This window comes from Marinobacter sp. RI1, from assembly GCF_041155085.1.
Classification (GTDB): domain Bacteria; phylum Pseudomonadota; class Gammaproteobacteria; order Pseudomonadales; family Oleiphilaceae; genus Marinobacter; species Marinobacter nauticus.
In genome coordinates, this window is the sequence record NZ_AP031605.1 from 1,857,134 (window position 1) to 1,881,289 (window position 24,156).

Below are 24,156 nucleotides of genomic sequence, written 5' to 3' on the forward strand. Positions count from 1 at the left end.
AGTGCTTACGCAGATTGGAGCCAACAGCCTCTCGTAATGAGAGGCTGTTTTTTTTGTGGGAGACAAAGAGTGAAAGGTTTTAGTGACGTTAGGTTTAGAGTGCTTTTGTCCTGTGTTCTGCTGATTGGCTTGGGATTGTTTTTGTACTCTTCAATTCTGAGTTTTGAATATGTCTGGGACGATACGCTACTTTTCGTCGATAAAGTTTCACTTTTGAATGAGCCGCTTAGTTGGGAGCTTGTTTCTCAGCCGGTTCTTTTTGGCACATCTTACTTCCGTCCGTTGGTTTTTCTCTCGTGGTACGCAGAATTTAAGTTCTGGGGACAATCCTCCACGGTTTCTCATGCTATTCACTTGGTGCTTTACCTACTGAATTGTCTGCTCGTATATGGTGTTGCCAGAATATTTCTAGAATCCTGTGAGAGGCGTGAATTAAAATCTCTATTAGCTGCCTTGGTGTATTGTGCACACCCTGTTTTAATTGAGACGACCGCTTGGGTATCCGGGCGTTTTGATCTTTTCGTCTCATTCTTTATGTACTTGGCCGTTTTGATATATTTTTCTGACAAGGTGAAAGGAAAAAGCGCACTGGTTGGCTTATTTTATGTGTGCGCTTTGTTTAGCAAGGAACTTGGTCTGGTTTTTCCATTTATCATCTATGCGTTATGGATGGCTAAGTACGGGACTGGTAGCTCGTTGTTGGTGAGCACAAAGCGCTTCGTTGGTGAGAATAGGCCGCTCCTTATACTGCTGGTCGTAATATCGGTTGTTTATTTACTTCTGAGGTCATATTCGGTTGGTGGAATCTATCATCGAGAGATAAGCTGGCTTTATGTGTCGGAAGCGTATTTTTCAGATTTTCTACCATTCAAAGCGCTGTTGTTCTATGCCTACCGGTTGGTACTTCCATTCCTCGCAGGTGGTGCATTGCACCCGTATGAATACTATTGGACCGGATTTTATGAAAGTTTTCTGGCTATCGCTTTCGCGCTTATGGCTTTTGTTCTAGTAGTAAGGGGGCTAATCAAGAATGAAAGACCGATTTATTGGCTAATCCTCGCTGGTCTTTTTTGTTTGTCGTTGGTTCTTCATATTATCCCTCTGACCGTTGGGGAGAACTTGGGTCATGATCGATTCCTTTCTTCGGGGCTGGCATTTTTTGTAATTGCGGCTATGCGGCCAGATTATGTGGGGCTTTTGACACAAATAAAGGTACGTCGAAAAGTCGCTGTGGGAATTGTGGCTAGCTGTGTTGTTTTTTGGGGAGCGATAGTTGCCTTCACTCACCATAGTTTTCTCAACGTATGGAAAAACGAATTCTCGTTATGGCAGGAGAGTTACAGGGTTTACCCTGACTTTAAGCCTGGTACTTATAACTATGTATACAGCGCGCTTAAATCAGGGCGACTTGAGATTGCTGAGGAAGTCTTGCAGGAAATTGCTGAAGAGGAAGGTTTTGGTGTTTCCGAACAGAGTTTGTATGCAGATCTGTTGGTGAGAAAAGGTGATCCGGAAGCCCTCCGCTATCTCGAGGGGCTGGAAGTCGCTCTGCCGAAGTTCCATCAGGGTGAAGTTCCAATCTATATGATCACGAGTTTTCATGTTACTCCGAAGCAGCTCGGCGGCTTTTACTCTACTTACGCAAGTGCCTTGGTCGTATTTGAAGGCGATTTGGAGAAGGCAAAAGAATACAATGATATTGCTGCCTGGTATCTCGAGAAGGGGGAGGTGCTTCCACTGTTATACCAGCGAGCTGCTATAGAATACCTTTTGGGGAATTATGATGAGGCTCTCGATAAGCTTGTTGTGATATCTAGTTGGAATTTTGCTCACAAAGAAGATTTGGTTGCCTTTTTTGAAATGTTGGTTGAGAAATACTGTAGTGGCAAGGAGTCACTTGAGCCCTGCGAGCAGTTTGATCAGAAGGAAGCGAAATGGTTGCAGATAGAGGAACAGCTCGCGCGTGGACTGGGTAGTTGATTAAGGAAAGGTGAGACACGTATTCGTCTTGTGTTAGACGTTTGTGAGGCTATGTAATTAAAGGCGCCTTTAGTGACGAAATTCGTCAGTAAAGGCGCCTGTTTTTTCCTTTTGTGTCACGGTTTGCAGGCGGCTGGAAGGTATTTTGTGTCTATGGTCGTTGCAGACGCAGAGTCGGCGTTGTTGTTGTTTGCCTTTCCGCATGCCCAAGTTTTTCCTCCATCCACAGTCGCCAAGGCGAGCGTCGATCCACTCGCCCTTCCTGTTGTTATCGTTATCGTCAGCGTGCCGGTTGGATAAGTTCCATTGATTGTTGGATTAACCGAGCTGTATTTTCCGATGATCGTCGCATTTAATTGACCAGCGCTCCCAGAGGCTGTCGTGTGGGCTAGAGTGGGCCAGGCATTGTGTTCGTGCCCATATGTACTTACTTGTGATTTCATGCCCATAGCGAGTGCAAGAGACTCTGATACCTGCGTCCTGGTAATGTTGTTTTGATATGCAGGTAAGGCGATAGCAGAAAGTAGCCCAATTATGGCTGTCACAATCAACAGTTCGATCAGCGTAAAGCCTTGTAGAGTATTTCTGGATTTCATTTCGCTCTCCGACAGGCAGAATGAGGTTGTTTACATAGAAGGTTTTAAAAGCTGAGCATAATTCATGCCAGTAGATGGTAGGAGGTTAGCCTGTGTCGACCTGCTCAGGCCGTTACTGGAGAGCGATGAGGGGATAATTGGGATCTGGTTAGAAATTGGCTTATTGAGTGATATGGCGGTGCGCAGTTCCTAAGTGAAAGGTACGAATTTTCCTTGTTTCCTATTCCACATATAGCCATGATCAACACTGGATAGCATGGGAACGTCTCCCAAAGTGTCGCCGTAGGCAAATGTCTCGCCAAGTATTTTGCCTTTTTTCCACAGTTCAATCCGCGCTGATTTTTCTTTCCCGAAGCAATTCTTGTCTATTATCTTGCCGTTTCTTTTACTTGAATCGAGTTGGAGCTGTGTGCAGATCACGTCGTCGAAATTCTCGTTATGTGCCCACGAGTTCAAATAGACATCTAACGAAGCGCTGACTAAAACGCATATATGTCCAAGCTTTTGATGCCAGCGTAGCCGGTCCATTCCCTCAGGACGTAACATTGTCGGAACTATGTCATGGCTAAAGCGGTCACCTTTTGTCCGCAAAACACCTATATCCTGATTGGCAAGGTAATGCCTAAGTACGAGTTGTTTCGCTAAGTCATTCCTCAAAACTTTGGCCAAGTAGGCAGCTAGCACAGGGCTAACTAAAGCTAGTTTAGTGTAATAGGTTGGTGAACCGACAACGTACTTCAGAAAGGGCATCAGGGTGTCGGATTTCGTCAGTGTCCCGTCGAAGTCGAAAAATGCGACGGAGGGTGCCCCGTGGGTTGCGCCGGGCATCATTAAAGAGACATACGTTTAAAGATAAACTCGGGAATCATCTTGATCACAATCATAATTCCGCGCCAGAACCCCGGGAGGTAAACTTCTCCCTTTCCCTTCTTCATAGCATTGATGATGCCATTAGCCACCCTCTCGGGAGTGCTCCAGAGAAAGCCGGAGGTATCGAATTCAGAGGTCATAGGGGTATCAACGAATCCTGGTTTTATCGTAACGACATCGACATTCGATTTGCTAAGACGGTTGCGTAATCCCTGGAGAAAGATAGAGACCATTCCTTTAGAAGCGCCATAAACATAGTTACTCTGTCGACCCCTATCGCAAGCTACTGAGCTTATTACGGCGATTACTCCATGCTGTTGTTCCTCCATTAGATTGGCAAGGGGCGTAAGCAGAGTCACAACACTCAGTGCATTGGTTTCTACTTCGCGCAGAGTCTGAGCCACGCTTGCCTGACATGCCTGCTGGTTCGGGAGAGTCCCGTGGGCTATTAGCACGGCATCAATTTCTCCGAGAAAGCTCTTTGCTTCATCAATCAGGCGCTGGTGCACCGCTATATCTGTTAGATCGGCTGAAAACCCATCAATACGCTGACTGCCGCCTGCGCGTACTTTAAGGTCTTGGATTATGTCTTCCAGTTTCTGTTCGTTGCGTCCAACGCAATATAGATGTGAGCCTTGAGAGACTAGATTTCTGGCCACTTGTTCCGCAATAGCGGAAGTGGCACCAAAAATAACAACACGTTTGAGAGAGTTCATACGGTTACACGTCGCCAAAAGCTAGATGAAAATTGTGGATCCACGAATTTACTGAATTCATGCCATACAGGGTAGCCAGACTGAAACAAGTCGGCGGGCATTCGGGCGTCTTTTGCAGGGTATAGTGCTCCTCCAGCTGCCCGGACGACGTCATCTAGAGCGGACAAAAGCTTTAAAGTCCTGCTGCCTCTATTCGGGAAATCCAAAGCCAGAGTGGTACCCGGTCTGGGAAAGGATAGCATTCCCACAGAGGGTTTTATCCCGAACGTCTTAAGAACAGCGAGAAATGACCCATCACCATGCTGGGCGATTGTTTCTAGTAAATCTGTAACCGCAGCTTCGGCGTTCTCTGGCGGGATCACGCATTGATACTGATAGAAGCCTTTTTTGCCATAAATGCGATTCCAGTTTTGGATTGCATCTAATGGATAAAAATAGGGCGCATAATGTACGAGAGTTCCCTGAGGCTTCACAAGTTGCCGATAATATAAAGCGTTGAATGCTTTAAGGCTAAAATGGTTAACCATTGAAAACGGAGGATCGATTAGCATTCGCTTATCGCGAGATCTGTAGTTCAAGGATTGACTTTGAGCAGGTGCGTGTGCTCCGGCGAGCAAGATCCCTCTTCCTCTTGATTTGCCTTTTGCAAGACAATCTATCCAGGCGACGGTATAGGGCCAATTTGCTTCTGCTTCCCGATTCAGTGTCCAGAATTCGCCGAGATTGGCGAAGCGCTGGGACTGTACCCATATCCATGGATTCAGAATTGGCTTGAGTTGAATATCAACCCAACGGATAAGACCTGTCAGTCCAAGGCCACCGATGGTGGCGTAGAACCAGTCTGGATTGCGTTCTGAACTGCAATGAATTACTTCGCCATTACTCCGCCATAACTCTAGAGCCTTTACATGGTGGCCAAAACAGCCCGAATCATGGTGATTTTTACCATGGACGTCGTTGGCAACGGCTCCGCCGACGGTTGCAAGTTGAGTACCTGGCGTGGATGCCAGAAACCAACCTTGCGGTACGACCAGAGCAAGAATCTCGCGCAAGGTCATTCCCGCTTCGCAGCGAAGCTTGCCTTGTTTACGATCGAACTCTATAAAACGGTCCAAGCCTCGGGTAATTAGGAGCGTACCTTTATCGGTTAAGCAGACATCTCCGTAACTGCGCCCGTTTCCGTATGGAAGTAGCGGTCTTGGAAACGTGTCGGGAATAGCCGTTGCGCGACTGGTGAGGGAGCAAATCGCGTCCGGGGAAATGTCAGGCAACCGGTTCCATGATAAGGGTGTTGTCATATGGCTTTAGTTCCTGATGATTCATCGTGCCGACTCTTAATCAGGGCTACAAGGCCGATGAGAACGGCAAACCAGAGCGTTGCCAAACGGATGAATACTGTGGCTGCTATTGCATCTGGAGTGGACATGCCCTTTAACACTAGCAATGAAATCATCACCGCTTCGGCGCTACCCAATCCGCCTGGCAGGAAAGACAGAGCACCCACTAACATGGACAGGGCGTAAACAAATACAGCAAATGAAACGGAAATCTCGGCTCCGAGCCAGTCGAGTACCCAATAAAATGCCACTGCTTCAGCGCCCCATGCAGCGACACTGATCAGTGTGGCAAAGAAGAGGATGTCAGTGCGTTGACATCGTCTGGCTCCTTTAAGCGCAAGGATAATATGCGATGCCAGTATTAGGAGCCTTCGTTTGCTCTTGGTTGACCAATCAAGCAGTTTGTTGAGTACCGTCTCACTCGATATCAAAAGTAGAACAGTAAGAATGCCCAAAGCGCCAAGCAATACTGCACCCTGTGCTTGGGGAATCTCTGTCATTCCCAGCAGTGCAAGTAAAACGACAGCTACAAGATCTGACAGGCGCTCGCTGATGAATGCTGCGAAAGAGAGAGAAAACGGAATACCACGCTTGCTTAGGAGAACTCCACGAAATGCCTCGCCGGCTTTACCGGGAGTAGTTGTTAGCGCAAAACCGCTTAGATAGATACGAAGACTGGGGCGCCAGTGCAGGCGATGCCCAAGGCGAGCCAGGTATAGCTGCCAGCGAAAGAATCGCAGTCCATAGTTTACCAGCGACATTCCAAGAGCTAGCAAAGTTCCCAGCAGACCAATTTCAACAAAGGCGGCGACCACGTCATGCCAACCGCCCCAAAGCGAGAACGCCAGGTATCCGGACATAGCAACCGCGATTGAGATTATGAGTGCTCTAAGTCTCCATCCAGTCATGTAGTCAACTTGTTCACTCATGAAAGCACCCAGAGTGTGATGCCAACCCAAGCCATCACAGTTGTGAGTAGGTGGGGATCCTGGGCCAAGTCTTTTGCCGTGTCATTGCCTTTGGCACGGCGATGTAAAAGATAGAGATAACGGAATATGCCGTACACTACGAACGGAAGTGTGTATATCAGGTTGTCGCTGCCATGAATGGCAACAGTCTGTGGCGAAACCGTGTATAGGCCATATGCGATGATCGTGCAGGCGGCGGTAACGGATATGAACTGCTCAAGCATTTGCGGACTGTAATCATCCAGAACCCTTCGTGTAAGGTTGCTGTTCTCGTAATCGCTTGACTCCAGCATAAGCAGCTCTGCTCGACGCTTTGCGAACCCGAGAAATAGGGTCACCATCAGGCCGCATAATAGCAGCCAGGCCGAGGGCGCTATTCCCAGCCCCACTGTTCCAGCGAGTATTCTGAGCATGAATCCTGCTGAAATGATGAAAACGTCGAGAATAACAATGTGCTTCAGGCGCCAAGAGTAGAGAATGTTAATGGCCAGATAGGAAATTACAAACAGCAATACCCACCAGCTCGTCAAAGTTGAAAACATCACAGAGGAAAAAATCAGTGTTCCCAACAATATCTTGGCTAGCCGAAGGGAAATTGTTCCGCTTGGTAATGGTCGATTTCGTTTGACTGGATGGGCTCTGTCCGCCTCGATATCCAGAATGTCGTTCAGGATATACACGGCGCTTGCCATGGAGCAAAAAGCGAAGAATGCGAGCAATGTTAAAGAAAGAGTGCCTGAATCCCATTTGTGAGCGAACAGTGGGCCTAGAAGTACAAAGCCATTCTTCAGGTATTGGTGGGGCCTGATCAATTTTAGAACTGGTCGCATTCCCGACTCATCCTTGCACTAGATGGAACGAAGAAATTTGACCGAGTCTACCAGAATCTTCCTCTAAAATTGCGTTGACGTTGGCTCTGACAAGGTATGCTCGATAGAAAAAACGTCGACTATTGAATTGCCTAGTATAGCGACTGAAAGTTAGCTTCCAGCCAAATACTCCGCCAATGCCTCAATCTCTTCCTCCGACAAAACCCCAGCCACCCCAATCATAGGCGTGCTGTGCTTGGTCGGATCCATCTGCCTGAACCGCCTCAACGCAATCCCGAGATACTCAGCCGGCTGCCCAGCCAGGCGAGGCATATCTTGGAAACCTTGCGCGTTTTCACCGTGACAACCCGCGCAGCGCACTGCAAACAATGCTTCGCCAGCTTCAGCCTTGGTCTGGTCTCCATCAGCGCGAGGCTTAGCGGTCTGCTGGCTGTAATAAACCGCAATATTAATCCGCTCTTCCAGGGACAGTGTTTGCGCCAGCTTGGACATCACATAGTCCTCGCGGGTGCCATCTCGGAACTTTTCAAATTGATTGAAAAGGTAGAGTGGATGCTGGGCGGCCAGGTTGGGAATGTAGTCACGCTTGCTGTTGCCGTCCTCGCCGTGGCAATAGCCGCAGAAGCGGATGCGCTCGTGACCGGCCTCGTAGCTGGCCTGGCGCTTGGCGTCATTGGCCATGATGGCGTTCAGTCGTGACATTGCATCTTCGGCAGAGCTGGCTGAAACCATGGGAGAGGCCGCCAGGCCGACGACGATCATCAGTTTCCTCAAATGCGAACTACCCAACATAAGCCACCTACTTCTTCGGAAAGGCCAAAGAATAGTCGGCTGCCCCGGTTGTGGTCTTGCCAAAGATCAAAAATTCGGAATTCAGGGCGTTCGCATCGTCCAATGTTTAAAACAAGCGAGATCGTGACTACGCTTGTTGGCAGGCGCTCACCATGCGGAGCATCGGTATCTTCTTTAACAGCAATGGATAAGGAGAACAGTATGCATAGCAAGAAACAGAGATTATCCCTTGTCACAACGTCCGCTGCTTTGATTCTGGCGGCTTCACAGGTAGTCGCAGAGCCAAAGCTTGAGGTGGAAATGTTTGAAGCCGGTGTGGAAGGCCAGGGGGATTCAATAGGCACGGTTACACTCACCGCTTACGATCAAGGCGTACTTATTGAGTCTGATCTCACTGGTCTCTCGCCCGGAGTTCACGGCTTTCACCTTCATGAAAGCGCGGACTGCAGCCCAGTAGAAAAAGACGGAAAAACAACGCCTGCAGGGGCCGCAGGTGGGCATTACGATCCAAAAAACACCGGGAAGCACAAAGGCCCGTTCGATAAATCCGGACATCTTGGCGACCTGCCGAGGTTGCACGTTGGCCAGGAGGGTAAAAATGCCCAGACCAATATTGCGCCGCGACTGCAGCTGAACGATTTTAAAGGCCGGGCCCTGGTGATTCACGGTGGGGGAGACAATTACTCGGATTCACCCCAGCCTCTTGGGGGGGGCGGTGCCCGAGTGGCCTGTGGTGTTGTTGCGGGTTAAAACCTTCATCAGGCCCCGGTGATTACCGCTGACCGGGGTCAATTCCTCTCTCCACAGCACTCCCTTCACCGGAAAATTACGTTAAGCTTTGTCTATCGCCAACCAGACAAGGACTTACGCGCCTATGAAACTCCGATTCCTCGGTGGTACAGGCACCGTCACCGGCTCCCGTTATCTGCTTTCCGACGACAATCACCGCATGCTGGTGGATTGTGGCATGTACCAGGGCGTGAAAACCCTGCGCCGCCGAAACTGGGCCAAGTTTCCGGTAGATCCTTCAACGATCGATGCGGTGGTGCTTACCCACGCGCACATTGACCATTCCGGTTACCTTCCTGCATTGGTCAAGAACGGGTTTAAAGGCAAGATCTACTGCACCAAAGCCACTCATGAGCTCTGCAAAGTACTGCTGCCCGATGCCGGGTTCCTGCAGGAAGAGGATGCCAAGTACGCCTTCCGGAAAAAGTTCTCAAAGCACGAAAAACCGGAGCCACTGTTTACCGAGAAAGATGCCTGGGAAGCTCTGAAACACTTTGAATCGTTGCACTACCACGAGAAGTTCGAGCCGGTGAAGGGTTTTGAGGTTCAGTTCACCCCGGCCGGGCATATCCTGGGCTCCTCCTGCGTGCACGTTACGCACAAGAGTTCATCCCGTACCGTGGTGTTCAGTGGTGATGTAGGGCGCCAGGACGACATCATCATGCGCCCACCAGAGCCCATCAGTCATGCCGATGTTTTGGTGTGTGAATCCACTTACGGCGACCGCACCCATGGTGAAACCGATCCAGAAAAGGATCTGGAGGAGATTATCACTAAAACCGCGGGCCGCGGCGGGATCGTATTGATGCCCGCTTTCGCCGTTGGCCGGGCCCAGATGTTGTTGTACGTTGTGCACAAACTGATGGGGCAGGGGCGAATTCCCAAACTGCCGGTGTATCTCAACAGCCCCATGGCCATCAAAGCCACGGAAATTTTCTGCAAACATCACAAAGAGCACAAGCTTAACGGCGCCCAGTGCGAGCTGATCGACGACAAAACAGAGTTCGTTCGCACCGTCGAGGAATCCATTGAGCTGGATGCCGTGAGATATCCCTGCGTGATCATCTCAGCCAGTGGAATGGCCTCGGGCGGCCGGGTGTTGCACCACCTTAAAACCCTGCTGCCGAATCCCAGAAACAGCGTTGTTTTCGCCGGCTTCCAGGCACCTGGTACACGCGGCGATGTCTTGGTGCATGGCGCCGAGTCGGTCAAGATTCACGGTGAGTACTGGCCGGTGAAAGCAGAGATCCATAACATGGATTCCATGAGTGCTCATGGCGACTATCGGGAAATCCTGCACTGGCTGGAGCAAGGTACTCTGAAGCCCGAAAAGGTATACGTGACTCACGGCGAAGCGGTAGCCAGTGATACCATGCGCAAGCGCATCTCGGAAAAATTCGGATGGGATGCCGAGGTACCGGATTTGTTCGAAGAGGTAGAGATCTGATGCACTACAGCTCCATACTGCCAGATGTGATCAAAATTGCTGATGAAGCCAGCGAAAAAGTGCTGCATATCTACCAGTCTGATTTCAAAGTAAATTATAAGGAAGATCACTCACCAATCACCGCTGCGGACATTGCCAGCCACGACATCATTGTTAAGGGGCTGCGCCAAATCAGCCGGGACATTCCGATCCTCTCGGAAGAGGGCGCGGAAATTCCATGGGAAGAGCGTAAGAAGTGGCGGCGATTCTGGCTGATTGATCCCATCGATGGCACCAAGGATTTTACCCAGCGCACGGGCGAATTCACCGTCAACATCGCGATGATTGAAGACGGCGAGCCTGTAATGGGCGTGGTCACCGCTCCGGCCCTGAAAGAAGCTTTCTGGGGCATCAAGGGTGAGGGTGCTCACATGCGGGACCGCACTGGCAGGGTGCACCGCATACGGGTGGCAGAACCCAAAGACACGTTGCGGGTGGTCGCCAGCAAAAACCACCTGAATGAAGAAACCCGCGCTTTTATTGAGGCCCTGGGATTGCACGAAACCGTCCAGGCTGGCAGCTCCCTGAAATTCTGCCGAATTGCCGAGGGTCATGCTGATATTTATCCGCGAATGGGCCCGACCAGCGAGTGGGATACCGCAGCCGCCCACGCGGTGCTCGTCGCCGCAGGGGGGAAGGTGCAAACGCCGGAGGGCCAGCCCTTGGTTTACGGAAAAGAAAACATCCTGAACCCCAATTTCATTGCCGCGGGAAACTGGTATTTCTAACCCATGACCTGGTACGCACTACAACACAAGCCGGCCCAGGGCGACCGGGCGGTCCAGCACCTGCAGAATCAGGATATCGCCTGCTTCTACCCGAAAATCGAGGTGGAGAAGATCAAGGCAGGTAAGCGCACCCAAAAGCTGGAGCCACTGTTTCCGGGGTACGTATTTGTGAACCTGGAGCAAACCGACCCGATGTGGGCAAAGCTCCGATCCACCCGAGGCGTGTTGCGCATTGTCAGCTTTGCCAACCGGCCAGCACCGATTGACGATGAAGTGATCGACCACATTAAAAGTAGCATGGATAAGGTGGCAGAGCAGGGCGGCATCAAGCCCGGGCAACACATAGAGCTGGCCGAAGGGCCTTTCAAGGGGTTGGACGCAGTGTTTCTTTCTTATGATGGTGAAGAACGAGCGATCGTCTTGATTCACTTTATGCAAAAACAACAATCTGTCCGTGTTTCACTTGGCTCCATCAAAAGCTAGAGCCTTCGGCATTTCAATTAACGCGAGGCAGCCTAAATGAGAGGCTTGTAATTCTTTCGCTAGACTGCTTTACTTACCTCTGTGTCAATAATTATAGTATGACCTATTCAATATTGACTGTTGGGGTGGGGAATGGGCGATAATCAAAACAGCAACATGCCGTCAGAATCGGACTTGAACTGCTTACCGATAGTCACTCTGAAACAAATGCTGGAAACCACACCAAGGATGCTGACAAGCCATCAGTTGGACGCTCTCGGCTTCAAGTTTCAAAAGGCGTTTCGGCGTGCCTGTCTATCCGGTGAAATGGACCGTATCAAATTGTTTCTCGAGGGATTGCCAGATCAATTAACTCCAATCAGCAAGCGCTTGCTTGCCGACAGGACGGCATTATCCTGGGCTGCGCACGGCGGACAGGTCGCCGTCATCGACTACATTTGTTTTCGTCAGCATGACTCTGACTTCATGGGCTACGATTACGATGCTGGCTTGGCAGTCTTGGCCGCTTTAGATGCCCTTCGAGAAGGGCGGTCCATTTTGGGCGAGAAAGACGGAGTTGAGTTCTCGGACGATGCCGCTGGTTCCTCAATGGCCGTTGTCTACCAGGTAGCTATCGAAACTAAGTCGCTCGATCTGATAGCCGTTCTTGAGGACAGAATCGCCGCAGCACTTGATCAACAAATCGCGTATCAAATGCGTCATCGAAACAGAGGATAAGTGAAGTGCAGCCTGATTTGGGTTCAGACGTGTTGAATAAGGATAAGGTGAACCAGCAAATCCAACGGCACATGAAGGTAAGGGATGGTAAAGATCTCTCCTCTGCCATCAATCCGGTGAAAGAACGTATCCTAACTGCCCGGGCAGTTCAACAGCTCGAAGAGGCCGCGGATTTTGTCCGAACAGACTGGCGCGGCCTCAAACCTGCAGCTCGCTGTTTAGCAGAAGCCATGCTGGCTGGTGGGCGAGTATGCATTCTGGGGCGAACCAATCCAGATCACCTGCTCGCTATAGCAGCGCTTTCCAACGGTCTTCGGCTTTTATGTCGTTCCCTGCAGCGTACGCGGGATGTTGTGCAAACAAGTCGTGGAAGTTTTTCTGGCCACATTAGTCAGTTCGATGTCAACTACATATGTTTTAATTTTACCCCAGCCAGATACAGTGACGAATGCACGCTTGACCGGGAATTGGCTGAAATATCACCTGATGTTGTGGTGCTGCTGGATCCATCTTTTGGCGTCATCAACCGGATCAATCAACAACTGCCTTCTGCGACTACGATAGCCGTTGCCACTCACGATCGGCTTGAGCATCTTTCAGACAGTGATGTGCCCGTTATCCCGTTTCCGGAGGAACCGGGGGCATCGTATGCGAAGGGATATACGGTTTGTGCCCTCGCCCATGAGTTGACGTGTTTGACCAGAGATATGCTGGTTGAGTTGATTTCAAGCCATCCGAGATCTCAGGCATTAATTTCACAGCTTCGAACAGCCGGTCTGGAGGCAAGTTGTACCCTTGTAGCATTGTCGTATTTGTGTGATGACATGCCGATGAAGTCACACATTCGGAATGTCGTTGCGGCCGGGGTCGATCGTATAAACAGAGGGTGGACCCAGCAACCCCGCACCTCTCACTCTCGTGGTAATTTACATTATGGTTTGCGCGCTCTTCTTGTTGAAAGCGAAGCGGTCTATCCCTTCACAGCGCAACAGCTGCAAATGCGGCTGATTCCAATGTTCAGCAGCGTATGTTATGCAGGGTTTCCGGAGACGATTATCGAATGCCTGCGTTGTAATGAGCTGAAAACATCAAAAGACAAGGCTTACCGGGCGTCGCTGCTGAAAGCTAAAACCTATTTTCCCTCCTTGAAACAGCTTGCAGGTCTCATCGGCGCTGAGCCATTGGCGGAGAAACACGAGGCCAATCCGACAATCGGTGACTACGAGGAAAGCATTTTTGAGAACGATGAGCGCTTACTACCGATATATGCAGAACGGCGGTATGCTGAAACCGGAAAGACTCAATTAGTTGTTGCCTCGATAGACGACGACAAAATCAGATGTTTTTTGCGGTCGGACTATATCAACGTAAACGATGCGCTTTGCTCAATCAGCTTTGAAATGGAGCCCGACCAGAGTTTTCAGTTCTGGGCGGATGCCTTTGCTGGCGATCTGGTTGTGGATTCCGAGGCGTATAGCCAACTCAAAATCAAACTCAATGGATACCTTGCGCACAATGCTCAAACAGAAGTTCCCTTATGTCCGCTCATTATTGACGGCGATTTAACACCTAATCAAAGAACTGCTTCGCTGGCGCAATGGCTGGAAAAACAGCCTTGGGGGCGACACTACCCGGAGCCGGTTTTTGAGCAGTATTTCATGGTGAGAAGTAGCACTATTCTGATGGAAAGTCATTGCAAGTTAGTGGTGGTGGACTTTAACGGCAGCGAGAGTGATGGCGGTGGCGAGGGCTTTGAGTTGCTCTGGCGCCACAGTGTTGCCGCGTTATCGGAGCGGTTACGACAAAATGAAAAAGTCTTGGTTAGATATCGTTTGAGGTCCAAGCGCGATGCTTCCTGTGGCGAGGTGTTCGGCGAAGTCATAAGCCTGGAGCTGGCTTAGTGAGGGTGGAACTTTGACTGGGCTTGTTTATGCCACAGCTGCAACTGCGTTAGCTATAGTGGCGGTTTTCGCCGGGTACTTGATCAGCCATTTGAAGTCAAAGGTGGCAAGATTGGAGCATGCTCAGTCCGAACTGGTACGCCGTGGCAACTTGAGTAATGAGAAGTCTCGTCAGTATCAGAATACACTAAGTGGTGTTTTGGCATCACTTCCAATACCTTCAGCAATTATCGATGTAAGAGATCGTTCGATAGTTGCAGAATCAGAGTGTCTTACAAAACAGCTTCAGTCTATGAGTACTGCTCGTATTTCTGAGCCGGCGTTTTCAACCTGTTTTTTCTCTGAAGACAGGTACCCACACTTTTTGCCTGTTCTTCGAAACTTGCTTAAGCAACAAAAGCTCAGATCAGGAGTCTATTCAGATCACCTATCCCTGGTATCCGGCCTATCTAGCCAGAATTCGGGCTTTACAAATGTAACGGCAACCATTTCGATCCACGAACCACTCGTTTACATTGAGTTTGAATTTCCGGACCGTGTCAAAGACAGGGAGAGTCAGTCCAACCAGGACAACAGAATCCTGCGCTCGATCCTTAATGAGGTGCGTCTGGATCGGGCATTCGAACGCGCATCTACACTTCTGCATGAGCCGCTTGGCAATGAGCTTCTTTGCAGTGTCTCTGTCGTTGATCCCGACCTGCGCGCGCTGAAGCTCGTTTGGCAAAAAGGTTTGGAGGGCGTCATCAAGAGTCTTATTACCCAGGTGCCCATGGTTTTTGGGGATACCCCTACAGCGACGGCGAGTATTCTGGAAAAGACTGTCATAGCTGGGTCCGGTAATGAAGAACATTCGGAAGTCGATTTAGCCCAGTTACCCGAGCAGGTTCATGCTTGGCATTCGCACCCCATCAAATCTGTAGACGGTAGGGTGCTGGGCACATTGGATCTTATTACCTTAAGCGAAGGTGTCGATTTTCCAGATGAAGAATGCATCGCAAACTTTTTATTCATTGCGTCAGTGATCTTTGAGCGTCGCCACGCACTTGGGACCATCGTAAGACAGGCTCGGGTAGACCAGTTGACAAAAGAAATTGGCCAGCGACTACTAATGCCAGAGGGAAGGTCCCGTTTTGAGGTTCTCTCAAGTTGCCTTTTGTTTCTGGCAACTGCCTCGGAACTATCGAAAGGAAAAGTGGGTCTGGTGTACGAATGCCCGAACGAACGAATAGAATTAATGGGAGATTTCTTTGGAAATCAGTGCCAGAGAGGTTGTCAGAACGAGCTGGACCTGGACGCAATCAAAGATCTGTTTATAAAAGGACAACAAGCCTGGGTGGCGGGATCTGAGCGGGGCATGGAGGTCACTTTGATTGAGCCCGGTAGCTATTGGGCTCAAATGATCGCTAGAGTCTTCCCGGTATCGGAAGACATGAAAAAAGCGTCGCTGATTCTTTGTCCAATAGTGTTAAATGATGACCTTGCCGGAGCGCTCATTTTTGGTAGCGAAACTGAGTGCAATGAAACGCAGCGATCCCTGCTAACCATGCTCACTCCCGGAATTACAAACTATCTGATAAGAGAAGCGTTACTGGAAGAGCTTGAAAGCCGGGCCAACCATGATCAGCTGACAGGGCTATACAACCGAGGGTGTATTGAAGAGAGGCTCAAAGCTGAAATAGAGCGTTCTCGTCGATATAAAAACGATCTCTCGGTCATTCTGTTCGATATTGATCATTTCAAGGCGATTAACGATTCTTTCGGCCACGATGTGGGTGATGAGGTGCTCAAAGGTGTGGCTTCGAGGGTTGAATCCTCACTGAGAACCGTGGACATGATGGGGCGTTGGGGAGGCGAGGAGTTTCTGGTTATCCTGGCGGAGACGGATAGCCAGAGCGCACGGCATGTTGCAGAAAACCTCAGGAGACTTGTTGAAGCAGACGTCTATCAGACTTCACGACCGGTCACAGTGAGTGCAGGTATTGCGTCTTTCTCTGAGGGTGATGACGCTGCTTCGCTGATCAAAAGAGCTGATATTGCGCTATACGGAGCCAAGAATGAGGGTAGGAATCGGGTCAGAGCTGGTTAAGCTTTTGCCTTGATGACCTACGGTCTCACATGGCCGCTTGCTCTGCACCTGAGGTCCGCACCTTCTTGGTCTGCTCCTGCAAAATATAGCGAAACAATCGCTGCCGTAATTTTTCGGTCATGCCCGTGAACTCAAACCTGAAGATCCATTTTGACTCCGCTTCAACGAAGGTTTGGCCTCGAAGGTTGGCACTAACCACCAAAGGCTCATCAATCCCATCTCTTAAATAGAGACTAAGTTTCAAACGTCGGTTTTGAAAGCGCGCGACGGACTCTCCGCAAGCATCGATTCGTATGCCGCCTTCGCTGAGGGATACGGCGCAACGACGAGGATCATCGTGTTCGCTGCCAGAGAATGTCGCAATTGAAGAGTAAGCCAGTTCCAGTTCATGGGAAAGCAGAGCCAAGAGTTCGTGTGTGCTCACTTTTCCCTGTGTCTTAGCCTTTCTTAGGCCTCTCATCACAGCCTTCAACACATCCCCGTGTAACGCCTGGATTTTCGTATCGTCACTGAGTGGTGTAGCAGGAAAAATCTTTTTGTTGCCATCAAAGGCTTCCAGAGCCAGGAAATCAGAAAGTCGGAAATGCTGTCGTTTCTCCATGTCGTCTTACTCAAAACTGTCGTCATTAAAGTCAGGTTAGCACTTTTAAGTCGGCCATACAATATAGATAATGTTATTCGATAAATTTGTTATTTAATGCCATTGCAACCTAAAACGTGACAGAGTGTTGATTAATGGGTATTTAAGGTATAGATTAAATCATGCGATAAAAACAAAAAGGGTTAAATCCCGAGAGGAGAAGCCTTGTGACTAATACTCAGTTAGCGCGTGCTCTGTCAGCCGCAGTTGCCGCGTGTATTTTACTTTTTCTAAGTGGTTGTGGCGGAAGTGGCGGGGGGGCCGGCGTAGACTCCTCGGGCGCCGACACTACCGCCTCTAGTCCAGAGAGCGTCCAGCCGGATACTCAGCCACCCCCATCCCAAGCTGAAGAAATTTCTCGATACTCGTTCGCGAATGGCTGTTATGCCCTGAAAACAGATAACGGATACATATCATCACCCCAGAACGGGACATATGGCGTAACCGTAGATGAGCGTCTGGCTGCCAGTTTCTACTTGAGGCCGACAGAATTGGGCGCGTATTTGCTGCTTAGTGATTACCAGCGAAGCGCCGGCGACGTCGGCCGCTTCGAACTATTGGGGATCAGTGATCCAGCAGGAGAATTTCTTGACAGCTCTGGCGCATTTATTGGCGAGATCAGTTACTTGCTTGCCGGTCTTGGCGATACGACTAATCTTGAGCTGGACCCTGTCGCGCCACTCGGTGGCTTGCTAAGAGAGTTGGGAGAAAGTCTTGAATTTGCAGGAGATCAGCTGGCCAATACCGATGTGCGGCCCAGGCTTGCGGTGGTTGATCGTCCGAGTGATCTCGCAGTCTGGCGGCTGAATAGAGTCGGTGAACAGGATTTTACTCTTGCATCTGCAACTAGCGGGCTCGTGCTTGGGGCTACCGAAGAGGGGCTGTCACTGGTCTCACCTTCCTTGCGCAATCAGGCTAATCTTTTCCATTTTGTGGCGACGGAGAACTGCTCCGATTTCCCTGAGGCTGAGCTGGGGTTGGATATCATTGATGACCGCGGCCCTGCCGTCTATCTGAATGAAGTGGACCGTTTCAAAAACATCGAGGGGATCGAAGACAAAGACGTTTTTGGCTACGTTGACGCGCACTCCCATATCTCCGCCTATGAGTTCATCGGTGGACGAGTCAATTATGGCGCTCCTTTCCACAAGTTTGGTGTCACCCACGCATTGGAAAATTGTGAGGTGGCGCATGGCCCCTGGGGCGCTACCGGTTTTGTCGAGTTGGCAACCAGCGGTACCGGACCTCACGACACCCAAGGCTGGCCGAGTTTTAACGATTGGCCCCGTTATAATTCCCTGCAGCATCATCAGAGCTACTACCGTTGGCTTGAGCGCGCGCATTACTCCGGCATGAAAATACTGGTGAACCACCTGGTACACAATGAGGTGCTGTGTGCCATTAATCCGCAGAAGCAGAACGACTGCGATCCCATGGAAGCGATCCTCTTGCAGATTCAGCGTATGTACGAAATGCAGGACTACATCGATGCTCAGCATGGTGGCCCAGGAGAGGGCTGGTTCCAGATAGTCACCAGCCCGGGCGAGGCGAGGGAAGTCATCGCCGATGGCAAATTGGCGGTGGTGCTCGGTATTGAAATGTCGAAGGTCATGCATTGCGGCGAATTCAATGGCATTGCTGAGTGTACCAGAGAAGACATAAAAGAGCGTTTGGATCGGTTACACCAACTAGGTGTACGGAACATGTTTCCGGTTCACAAGTTTGACAATGCCTTTGGTGGTCATCTTCCAGATCTCACCACGGGAGTTGGTATCGGGCCAGTTCTTTATGCGGGAAATCTTCTGGAAACTGGTCATCCGGTGGAATTCGAGGAATGTCCTGAAGGCACTGAATATAGCGGCGATGAAGTTGATCAGAATGCCCAGATGCAGCCATTCGGCATTCTGGACCAACTATTATTCCAGCTTGATTACCTTGGTGACCGCTTTCCTGAAACGCCAGAGCAGTTGGCGGCGCTGGATCCTCGCAAGGGTACGGATCATCTCTGTAACCGGCGTGGGCTGACCGACCTTGGCGATTTTCTTATTGAGGAACTGATGCGGCGGAAAATGATGATCGAGACGGATCACATCAGTCGCAAAGCCTCTGCTCGGATTCTTGATATCACCAGAGCTTCCGATTATCCGGTGATCAACAGTCATGGCAGTTGGGGAGGCACTGAAGCTCTGAGAGATAGGATTGCCCTGCAAGGAGGCGTTACCGCATCGTTCGGAGGCGCCAGGGGAAATTGGGTAGACAAGCTGGTCAGAGATGGTAATCGCCCTCGTCCCTCCGACCAGAAAGTGGGTCCTTTCGGCGGAGCTGGCTTTGCCTCAGATGTTAATGGGATCGCCCAGCTTGCTGCCAACCCGGGAACGGCGGAGGACGACAACAATCTTTATCCCTTTACTTCGGTAGATGGACGGGTTCGGTTTCACAAACAAAAGACCGGTGATCGGGAATTTGGTCTATACGAGGGACGAGGTGTCGCCCACTACGGCCTGTATCCGGATCAGATCGCAGACATGATTCTGTATTCCGATCGCCCGCCGGAGCTCATCAATGAGGCCGTCAATCAGCTATTCACGTCCGCTGAAGCATACCTGCGCATGTGGGAACGCATAGAAAAGGCACGTCTCTGACGGTCAACGGTGCGCTTTGCGAGACGCTCGGCAAGATGGCCTCGCGAAGTGAGTTGCGGCAAAAAAAACAAGGATAAAAAAATGTTTTCAACCTCTTATCGCGCGCGTGTTGCGGTGATCAGCATAGTCCTGATGATGACGCTCTCCGGATGTCTTGGCGGCTCTGGGGGCTCTCAAGAGGAGGCAGATCAAGCCTCGCCTCAGGCAAATCAAAACGAGCCCACGAATCGATTCAGCGAAGGGCGCGTCTTTCATATAGAACCTGGAGACAGAGCGACGGAGCAGATGGTTAGTGCAATGATTCAATTGCGGCCCGGCGATGTTATGGAGTTTGGTTGTGGCTACTTTGATCTCTACCACGGCTTGCTGATCCAGGCGACAGAGGAGGTGGAAATACGTGGTTGCGGAAAAGATGACACCGTACTGAATTTCCGCCAGAGCGATAACGTGACTGGTCTCGAGGCCTTGAACGTCAGGGGTATTACAGTCAAAGACCTTACGATTCTCGATTCTCCGGGCGATGCTTTCAAATTGAAGGGCGTGAAATGGGGAACGTTGCTGGGCGTCCGGGCGATGTGGTCCGGCGGTGGAGAGCCGATTAACCGCGAGAATTTTCGGGAGCGACTTCAGGTTCAGTGCACGCAGCCGCCGATGAATGAGGGAGATCCCACTCCGGATTACGTGCCCAGTTCGGCCAGTGGCCGATATGGTATTTACCCCGTTGAGTCGGAAAATATCCTGGTCGCCGATTCGGAATCCATAGGGGCTTCTGATGCGGGTATCTACGTGGGCCAAACTAACACGGCCATCATCCGAAACAGCCGCGCTGCCTATAACGTCATGGGTTTCGAAATTGAGAATGTGCAGGGAGGCGAATATGACAGTAACCTGGCTGAGTGCAACACCGGCGGTTTCCTGATCTACGATCTCGAAAACATCACGCAGTACGGCGATACCTCGGTCATGCTTAACAACGTGGCACGAAACAACAATACCTACAATTTTGCTCACAGCGGCCTTGTTTCTGCAGTTCCCCGTGGCACCGGATTTATCACTCTGGGTTACGACAACATAGAGGTGTACAACAACCTTTTCGAAAACCACAGTACCGCCGCCATCATTCACACCAGTTACGAGCTGATTGACGGGAAAGGCAAGACGTCAGACAAGAAACTTGATCCCTATACCGAAGGGTTGCACATACACGGCAACGTGATGAAAAACTCCGGTTACAGCTTGCCGGCTCCGGACTTGCAAAAAGTACTGGTAGAGGGAGAAGTTGAAACGGTCCTGCCCACACTGATCGGGGTTAAAAACATTGCACGGCCGGGGCAGGGCGCACATATCGTGTGGGACGGTTTGCTCGATGAACTGGATGAAGACTGTCCCTATCCCGTCGACGCAAATGGCCAACCCGTTCCCAGAAAGGACAACGGCAAACCGATCCACACCAACCAGCATCCCAATCCCCAGTGTGTCTACAACGCCTACAAATTTGACGCCAATGGTAATCGAAAGCGGCCGCAGTGGGGATCTTGTATACATGACAATGATCTCTCCAGTGACAGCCTTGCCTACATGAACTTCCACGGTACCCGAGGCCTGGAACTGCTATTTGCTGTGGTAGATGCAGACGCAGGGGTTCTGTCATGGGATGGCCTTCAATCCATCTTGACCGGGCCTACCGAGTTTTTCGCAGACTCGGATATAGAACAGCACAACTGTGAGGCTAGGTACGGCAGCACCCTGGCCAGCCTGCCAAGAGTCACCATTCCGCCATTCGAGCCAAGTGGAGGGATTGATCCGGCCTTTTCTGAAGAGTTTGTGAAGCAATTATGTGAGGGTCCTGTAGAAGAGGGCCATATCAACAGGCCTGCTCTGGCCGTGGATTGCCCGAGGCTGGAACAGTATAACCTGTTCGAAGATGCCGAGGATCCGAGAAGTCAGCCGAACGAGGGTGGTGTCCCCTACGTCCTGAACACCAAGCTCTTCTCCGATTACGCAACCAAGTATCGTGTTGCCTTTATCCCGCCCGGCACCAAAGCCGTTTACGTTGATGGTCAAGGTGGAGGGAATGTCAATGGCACTATTCATTTCCCGGTAGGCACTGTCCTGGCCAAGACTTTCGCATTCACCGATGAAGCCCAGCGCACAGAGAGCCTCGTTGAAACCAGACTGTTGATAAAGCGCGTGGCTGAAAGCGGCAAGCCCTATTGGGCGGGGCTTGCGTACAGCTGGTCAATCTCCGGCGATGGCGATGCGGTCGCAACCCTGGTGCCCGGTGGCGAAACCAGGAGTGTGAGCTGGCATTACACCAACCAGCAAACGGGAAAGCTGATGGTTGGCGCTACAGACAGTTATGCCATTCCTAATGCCAATCAGTGCATCACGTGTCATGCCAATGACGACCTTGAGGCGGGAGCCGCGCCCATCGGCCCGAAGCCTCGAAACCTGAATCGCCCCTATCGCCCGGAATCCGGGTTTATGGGGCTCCAGGGCCAGGGCGGATTTCCTCAAGTCAATCAACTGAAGGCCTGGGCCGACAGGGGCCTCCTCACGAATCTGCCTGCGACGAGTATTGACGGGCGCGGTATAGCGACGAGCATCGAACGGTTACCTCATTGGGAGGTGCCGGGAGACAGTGGCGCGACAGCGGGTTCTGCAGAGGATATAGAAAAGCGTTTGCGGGCATATATGGAGGTTAATTGTCAGCACTGTCACAACGATAAAGGTGCCGCTTCGAATACAGGCTACTATCTCGATCATTATCGAACCATCGATGCGGGCTACGGCATATGTAAAAAGCCAACCGCCACCGGGGGTGGGTCGTGCGGGCGCCAGCATGTTGTTGTACCCGGAGAACCCTCGGATTCTATCGTTTCCTGCCGACTGGAAGAGGAAACAGACCCTCAGCGAAAAATGCCGCCGATCGCCAAAAGTGTGACTCATAAAGAGGCTGTTCAATTGCTCGATACCTGGATCGGTACCGTTGTCGATTCCGGGTACGAGAACGCGGGTGTCTGTGAGGGCCCCACCATTTTTCAGTCTGTCAGGTAAACCCAACTGGCGCGCTTTCATGGGAGCGCGCCGCTCCGGAGCCAAGGTGACGGTCATCAGGTATAGACAGTATAAATTATACTATACTATAGTTTAATTGTGGCGCGCCGGGGAGTCGCTCTATATCGAGATCCAAGATTCGTTCGGCGATCAAAATACGCATTTACCTAAAACAATAAAGGAAATCTCTGAGATGTTTGCAAAACAAAAAGCGAAGAGTGGAGCAGTCCTGGCTTGTCTTTGTCTTGCTACCGGAACGGCCAATGCCAGCATGGGGAATCTTGGAACCAGCTACGGGCTCCTTCCGACAGATCTGGCTTCGGCTCAGGCACTGTCCATGTTTAGTGAGCAGGCGTCAGCCACTTACTATAACCCTTCCTATCTCACCGCCGATGAACGCGGTGAGATGACCGCCGGCATTCTGCATTCGGAGCAGGAGCTTCGTGCCTCGCGCTCCGATGCCAATGGAGATGTGCTTGCGGATTCCCCGTCCCAGCACGTTTTGTTGGGCTTCAAAACCAATTTAAGTTCCTTGACCCGGGCAAAGAAACCCATCTATCTGGGGTTAATGCTGGGCGTCGAAAAATATGGCAAAGAGATGCTGGCGTTCAAATCAGAGACTTCTGATCAAGGCCAGTTTCTTCAGTTTGGAAAAGAGCCACTTTTCCTGAATGTGGGTGGCGCAACGGAAATCATTGGGGGTGTCTCGGTAGGGGCATCGGCTCGAGTTACCCTGGAAGCGGCAGCCAACCTTCAGGCAACATCTACGCTGGGCGGGGAAACATCAAAAGAGAAGCTCTCTGTAAACGCTGAGCCCTCACTGAAAGCCATCCTGGGCACTACCGTTACGCCTGCCACTCTGTTCTGTGACGAAGCTTGCTTTCTGGATGGTTGGGAACTGGCTCTGGCATACCGTACCAAGTCGGCGTCATCCACCTCCGTTGATTCGAATGTCATTGTAAATCAAACCATTCCCGACCCGGGCTTGACCATCGCCGTGGCCACAATTGATTCCTTTCAGCCGGAGACCTTCGCTGTGGGGCTGCAGTATCGCTCGGAAAACTGGCGGGTTGGCGGCACCCTGGAACAACAAATGTGGTCTGAACTTGAAGACGAGTTTGGACGGGATACAATCAAAGATCAGAATGAACTATCGCCCGCACAGCGGATTGAGTTTGATGACATTCTCATACCCCGAATTGGTGCGGATTACCGGCTCAGCGAACACTTTTTGCTGACAACCGGCGTGGCTTACGAAGAGTCTCCCCTCAAAACCACCAGAAACCCGGACCTGAATTATCTGGATACGGATCGTGCAATTGTTGGCCTTGGTATTACTGCGCTCTATGACAAAACACGCATTCTGGCTTACCCCGTCCGCTTGGATATTGGATACCAGTACCAGCGCTTGTTGCAGCGTGATTTCACGATCGTCAGCGAAAACGCTGCAGGGAATCAAACTGAAACATCGGTAGAAGCTGATGGCGACATTCATGTAGTCAGCGCTTCCGTAACGCTGAAGTTTTAAGGGGTGAGCT

General features: G+C 50.8%; 19 protein-coding genes. 11 read left to right on the top strand and 8 right to left on the bottom strand.

Annotated features, from left to right (window positions below; all coding sequences use genetic code 11):
• Positions 1-69 precede the first annotated feature (69 nt).
• Positions 70-1,980: a hypothetical protein gene (locus ACAM27_RS08375; RefSeq protein ID WP_369612826.1), complete on the top strand. Its 1,911-nt coding sequence runs from the start codon at positions 70-72 to the stop codon at positions 1,978-1,980.
• 116 nt (positions 1,981-2,096) lie between these two features.
• Here the strand turns inward: ACAM27_RS08375 and ACAM27_RS08380 are convergent, their stop codons facing one another.
• From ACAM27_RS08380 to ACAM27_RS08410, 7 genes are all read right to left on the bottom strand, one after another.
• A complete protein-coding gene (locus tag ACAM27_RS08380; RefSeq protein ID WP_369612827.1) occupies positions 2,097-2,576 on the bottom strand; it encodes a pilin in 480 nt (159 codons plus the stop codon).
• Between the two features lie 189 nt (positions 2,577-2,765).
• Positions 2,766-3,407, bottom strand: coding sequence for an HAD-IB family hydrolase (locus tag ACAM27_RS08385; RefSeq protein WP_369612828.1), 642 nt, complete (start codon positions 3,405-3,407; stop codon positions 2,766-2,768).
• Positions 3,407-4,162, bottom strand: a complete 756-nt coding sequence (locus tag ACAM27_RS08390; protein WP_369612829.1) for an SDR family oxidoreductase — start codon at positions 4,160-4,162, stop codon at positions 3,407-3,409. Before ACAM27_RS08390 ends, ACAM27_RS08385 begins: the two co-directional genes overlap by 1 nt.
• Entirely contained in the window at positions 4,159-5,460 is a 1,302-nt protein-coding gene (locus ACAM27_RS08395; RefSeq protein WP_369612830.1) for an FAD-binding protein, read from the bottom strand. The genes ACAM27_RS08390 and ACAM27_RS08395 overlap by 4 nt, the downstream gene beginning before the upstream one ends.
• Positions 5,457-6,428: a lysylphosphatidylglycerol synthase transmembrane domain-containing protein gene (locus tag ACAM27_RS08400; protein ID WP_222179174.1), complete on the bottom strand. Its 972-nt coding sequence runs from the start codon at positions 6,426-6,428 to the stop codon at positions 5,457-5,459. Before ACAM27_RS08400 ends, ACAM27_RS08395 begins: the two co-directional genes overlap by 4 nt.
• Complete coding sequence (locus ACAM27_RS08405) at positions 6,425-7,297, bottom strand: decaprenyl-phosphate phosphoribosyltransferase (protein ID WP_369612831.1); 873 nt, start codon at positions 7,295-7,297, stop codon at positions 6,425-6,427. Before ACAM27_RS08405 ends, ACAM27_RS08400 begins: the two co-directional genes overlap by 4 nt.
• A gap of 150 nt (positions 7,298-7,447) precedes the next feature.
• A complete protein-coding gene (locus ACAM27_RS08410; protein WP_369612832.1) occupies positions 7,448-8,059 on the bottom strand; it encodes a cytochrome c in 612 nt (203 codons plus the stop codon).
• Between the two features lie 231 nt (positions 8,060-8,290).
• Here ACAM27_RS08410 and sodC point away from each other — a divergent pair, with 231 nt between their 5' ends.
• The 7 genes from sodC (at position 8,291) to ACAM27_RS08445 (ending at position 16,279) form a co-directional block, all read left to right on the top strand.
• Positions 8,291-8,839: a superoxide dismutase [Cu-Zn] SodC gene (gene sodC, locus ACAM27_RS08415; protein WP_369612833.1), complete on the top strand. Its 549-nt coding sequence runs from the start codon at positions 8,291-8,293 to the stop codon at positions 8,837-8,839.
• 124 nt (positions 8,840-8,963) lie between these two features.
• Entirely contained in the window at positions 8,964-10,325 is a 1,362-nt protein-coding gene (locus ACAM27_RS08420) for an MBL fold metallo-hydrolase (RefSeq protein ID WP_023009043.1), read from the top strand.
• Complete coding sequence (gene cysQ / locus ACAM27_RS08425; RefSeq protein ID WP_369612834.1) at positions 10,325-11,092, top strand: 3'(2'),5'-bisphosphate nucleotidase CysQ; 768 nt, start codon at positions 10,325-10,327, stop codon at positions 11,090-11,092. The genes ACAM27_RS08420 and cysQ overlap by 1 nt, the downstream gene beginning before the upstream one ends.
• Before the next feature lie 3 nt (positions 11,093-11,095).
• Positions 11,096-11,575: a transcription/translation regulatory transformer protein RfaH gene (gene rfaH, locus ACAM27_RS08430; RefSeq protein WP_222197057.1), complete on the top strand. Its 480-nt coding sequence runs from the start codon at positions 11,096-11,098 to the stop codon at positions 11,573-11,575.
• 132 nt (positions 11,576-11,707) lie between these two features.
• Positions 11,708-12,292: a hypothetical protein gene (locus ACAM27_RS08435; RefSeq protein ID WP_222534389.1), complete on the top strand. Its 585-nt coding sequence runs from the start codon at positions 11,708-11,710 to the stop codon at positions 12,290-12,292.
• A gap of 5 nt (positions 12,293-12,297) precedes the next feature.
• Positions 12,298-14,193 (top strand): single-stranded-DNA-specific exonuclease RecJ-like protein, encoded by a 1,896-nt coding sequence (locus tag ACAM27_RS08440; RefSeq protein WP_369612835.1) that lies wholly within the window; start codon positions 12,298-12,300, stop codon positions 14,191-14,193.
• Between the two features lie 13 nt (positions 14,194-14,206).
• Positions 14,207-16,279, top strand: a complete 2,073-nt coding sequence (locus tag ACAM27_RS08445; protein WP_153741119.1) for a sensor domain-containing diguanylate cyclase — start codon at positions 14,207-14,209, stop codon at positions 16,277-16,279.
• A 25-nt stretch (positions 16,280-16,304) separates the two neighbouring features.
• Here the strand turns inward: ACAM27_RS08445 and ACAM27_RS08450 are convergent, their stop codons facing one another.
• Positions 16,305-16,880 (bottom strand): PilZ domain-containing protein, encoded by a 576-nt coding sequence (locus ACAM27_RS08450; protein ID WP_222197062.1) that lies wholly within the window; start codon positions 16,878-16,880, stop codon positions 16,305-16,307.
• Positions 16,881-17,410: 530 nt separating this feature from the next.
• On the opposite strand from ACAM27_RS08450, the gene ACAM27_RS08455 reads away from it, so the two are divergent.
• The 3 genes from ACAM27_RS08455 (at position 17,411) to ACAM27_RS08465 (ending at position 24,146) form a co-directional block, all read left to right on the top strand.
• Complete coding sequence (locus ACAM27_RS08455; protein WP_369612836.1) at positions 17,411-19,561, top strand: hypothetical protein; 2,151 nt, start codon at positions 17,411-17,413, stop codon at positions 19,559-19,561.
• An 81-nt stretch (positions 19,562-19,642) separates the two neighbouring features.
• On the top strand, positions 19,643-22,618 hold the full coding sequence (locus ACAM27_RS08460; protein WP_369612837.1) for a parallel beta-helix domain-containing protein: 2,976 nt from the start codon (positions 19,643-19,645) through the stop codon (positions 22,616-22,618).
• A 193-nt stretch (positions 22,619-22,811) separates the two neighbouring features.
• Entirely contained in the window at positions 22,812-24,146 is a 1,335-nt protein-coding gene (locus ACAM27_RS08465; protein ID WP_369612838.1) for an OmpP1/FadL family transporter, read from the top strand.
• Positions 24,147-24,156: the final 10 nt, after the last annotated feature.

Bases quoted from the DNA above. Each gene is read 5' to 3' on its own strand.
- ACAM27_RS08380 (WP_369612827.1), bottom strand. From the start codon at position 2,576: ATGAAATCCAGAAATACTCTACAAGGCTTTACGCTGATCGAACTGTTG.
- ACAM27_RS08385 (WP_369612828.1), bottom strand. From the start codon at position 3,407: ATGATGCCCGGCGCAACCCACGGGGCACCCTCCGTCGCATTTTTCGAC.
- ACAM27_RS08390 (WP_369612829.1), bottom strand. From the start codon at position 4,162: ATGAACTCTCTCAAACGTGTTGTTATTTTTGGTGCCACTTCCGCTATT.
- ACAM27_RS08395 (WP_369612830.1), bottom strand. From the start codon at position 5,460: ATGACAACACCCTTATCATGGAACCGGTTGCCTGACATTTCCCCGGAC.
- ACAM27_RS08400 (WP_222179174.1), bottom strand. From the start codon at position 6,428: ATGAGTGAACAAGTTGACTACATGACTGGATGGAGACTTAGAGCACTC.
- ACAM27_RS08405 (WP_369612831.1), bottom strand. From the start codon at position 7,297: ATGCGACCAGTTCTAAAATTGATCAGGCCCCACCAATACCTGAAGAAT.
- ACAM27_RS08410 (WP_369612832.1), bottom strand. From the start codon at position 8,059: ATGATCGTCGTCGGCCTGGCGGCCTCTCCCATGGTTTCAGCCAGCTCT.
- sodC (WP_369612833.1), top strand. From the start codon at position 8,291: ATGCATAGCAAGAAACAGAGATTATCCCTTGTCACAACGTCCGCTGCT.
- ACAM27_RS08420 (WP_023009043.1), top strand. From the start codon at position 8,964: ATGAAACTCCGATTCCTCGGTGGTACAGGCACCGTCACCGGCTCCCGT.
- cysQ (WP_369612834.1), top strand. From the start codon at position 10,325: ATGCACTACAGCTCCATACTGCCAGATGTGATCAAAATTGCTGATGAA.
- rfaH (WP_222197057.1), top strand. From the start codon at position 11,096: ATGACCTGGTACGCACTACAACACAAGCCGGCCCAGGGCGACCGGGCG.
- ACAM27_RS08435 (WP_222534389.1), top strand. From the start codon at position 11,708: ATGGGCGATAATCAAAACAGCAACATGCCGTCAGAATCGGACTTGAAC.
- ACAM27_RS08450 (WP_222197062.1), bottom strand. From the start codon at position 16,880: ATGGAGAAACGACAGCATTTCCGACTTTCTGATTTCCTGGCTCTGGAA.
- ACAM27_RS08460 (WP_369612837.1), top strand. From the start codon at position 19,643: ATGTTTTCAACCTCTTATCGCGCGCGTGTTGCGGTGATCAGCATAGTC.
- ACAM27_RS08465 (WP_369612838.1), top strand. From the start codon at position 22,812: ATGTTTGCAAAACAAAAAGCGAAGAGTGGAGCAGTCCTGGCTTGTCTT.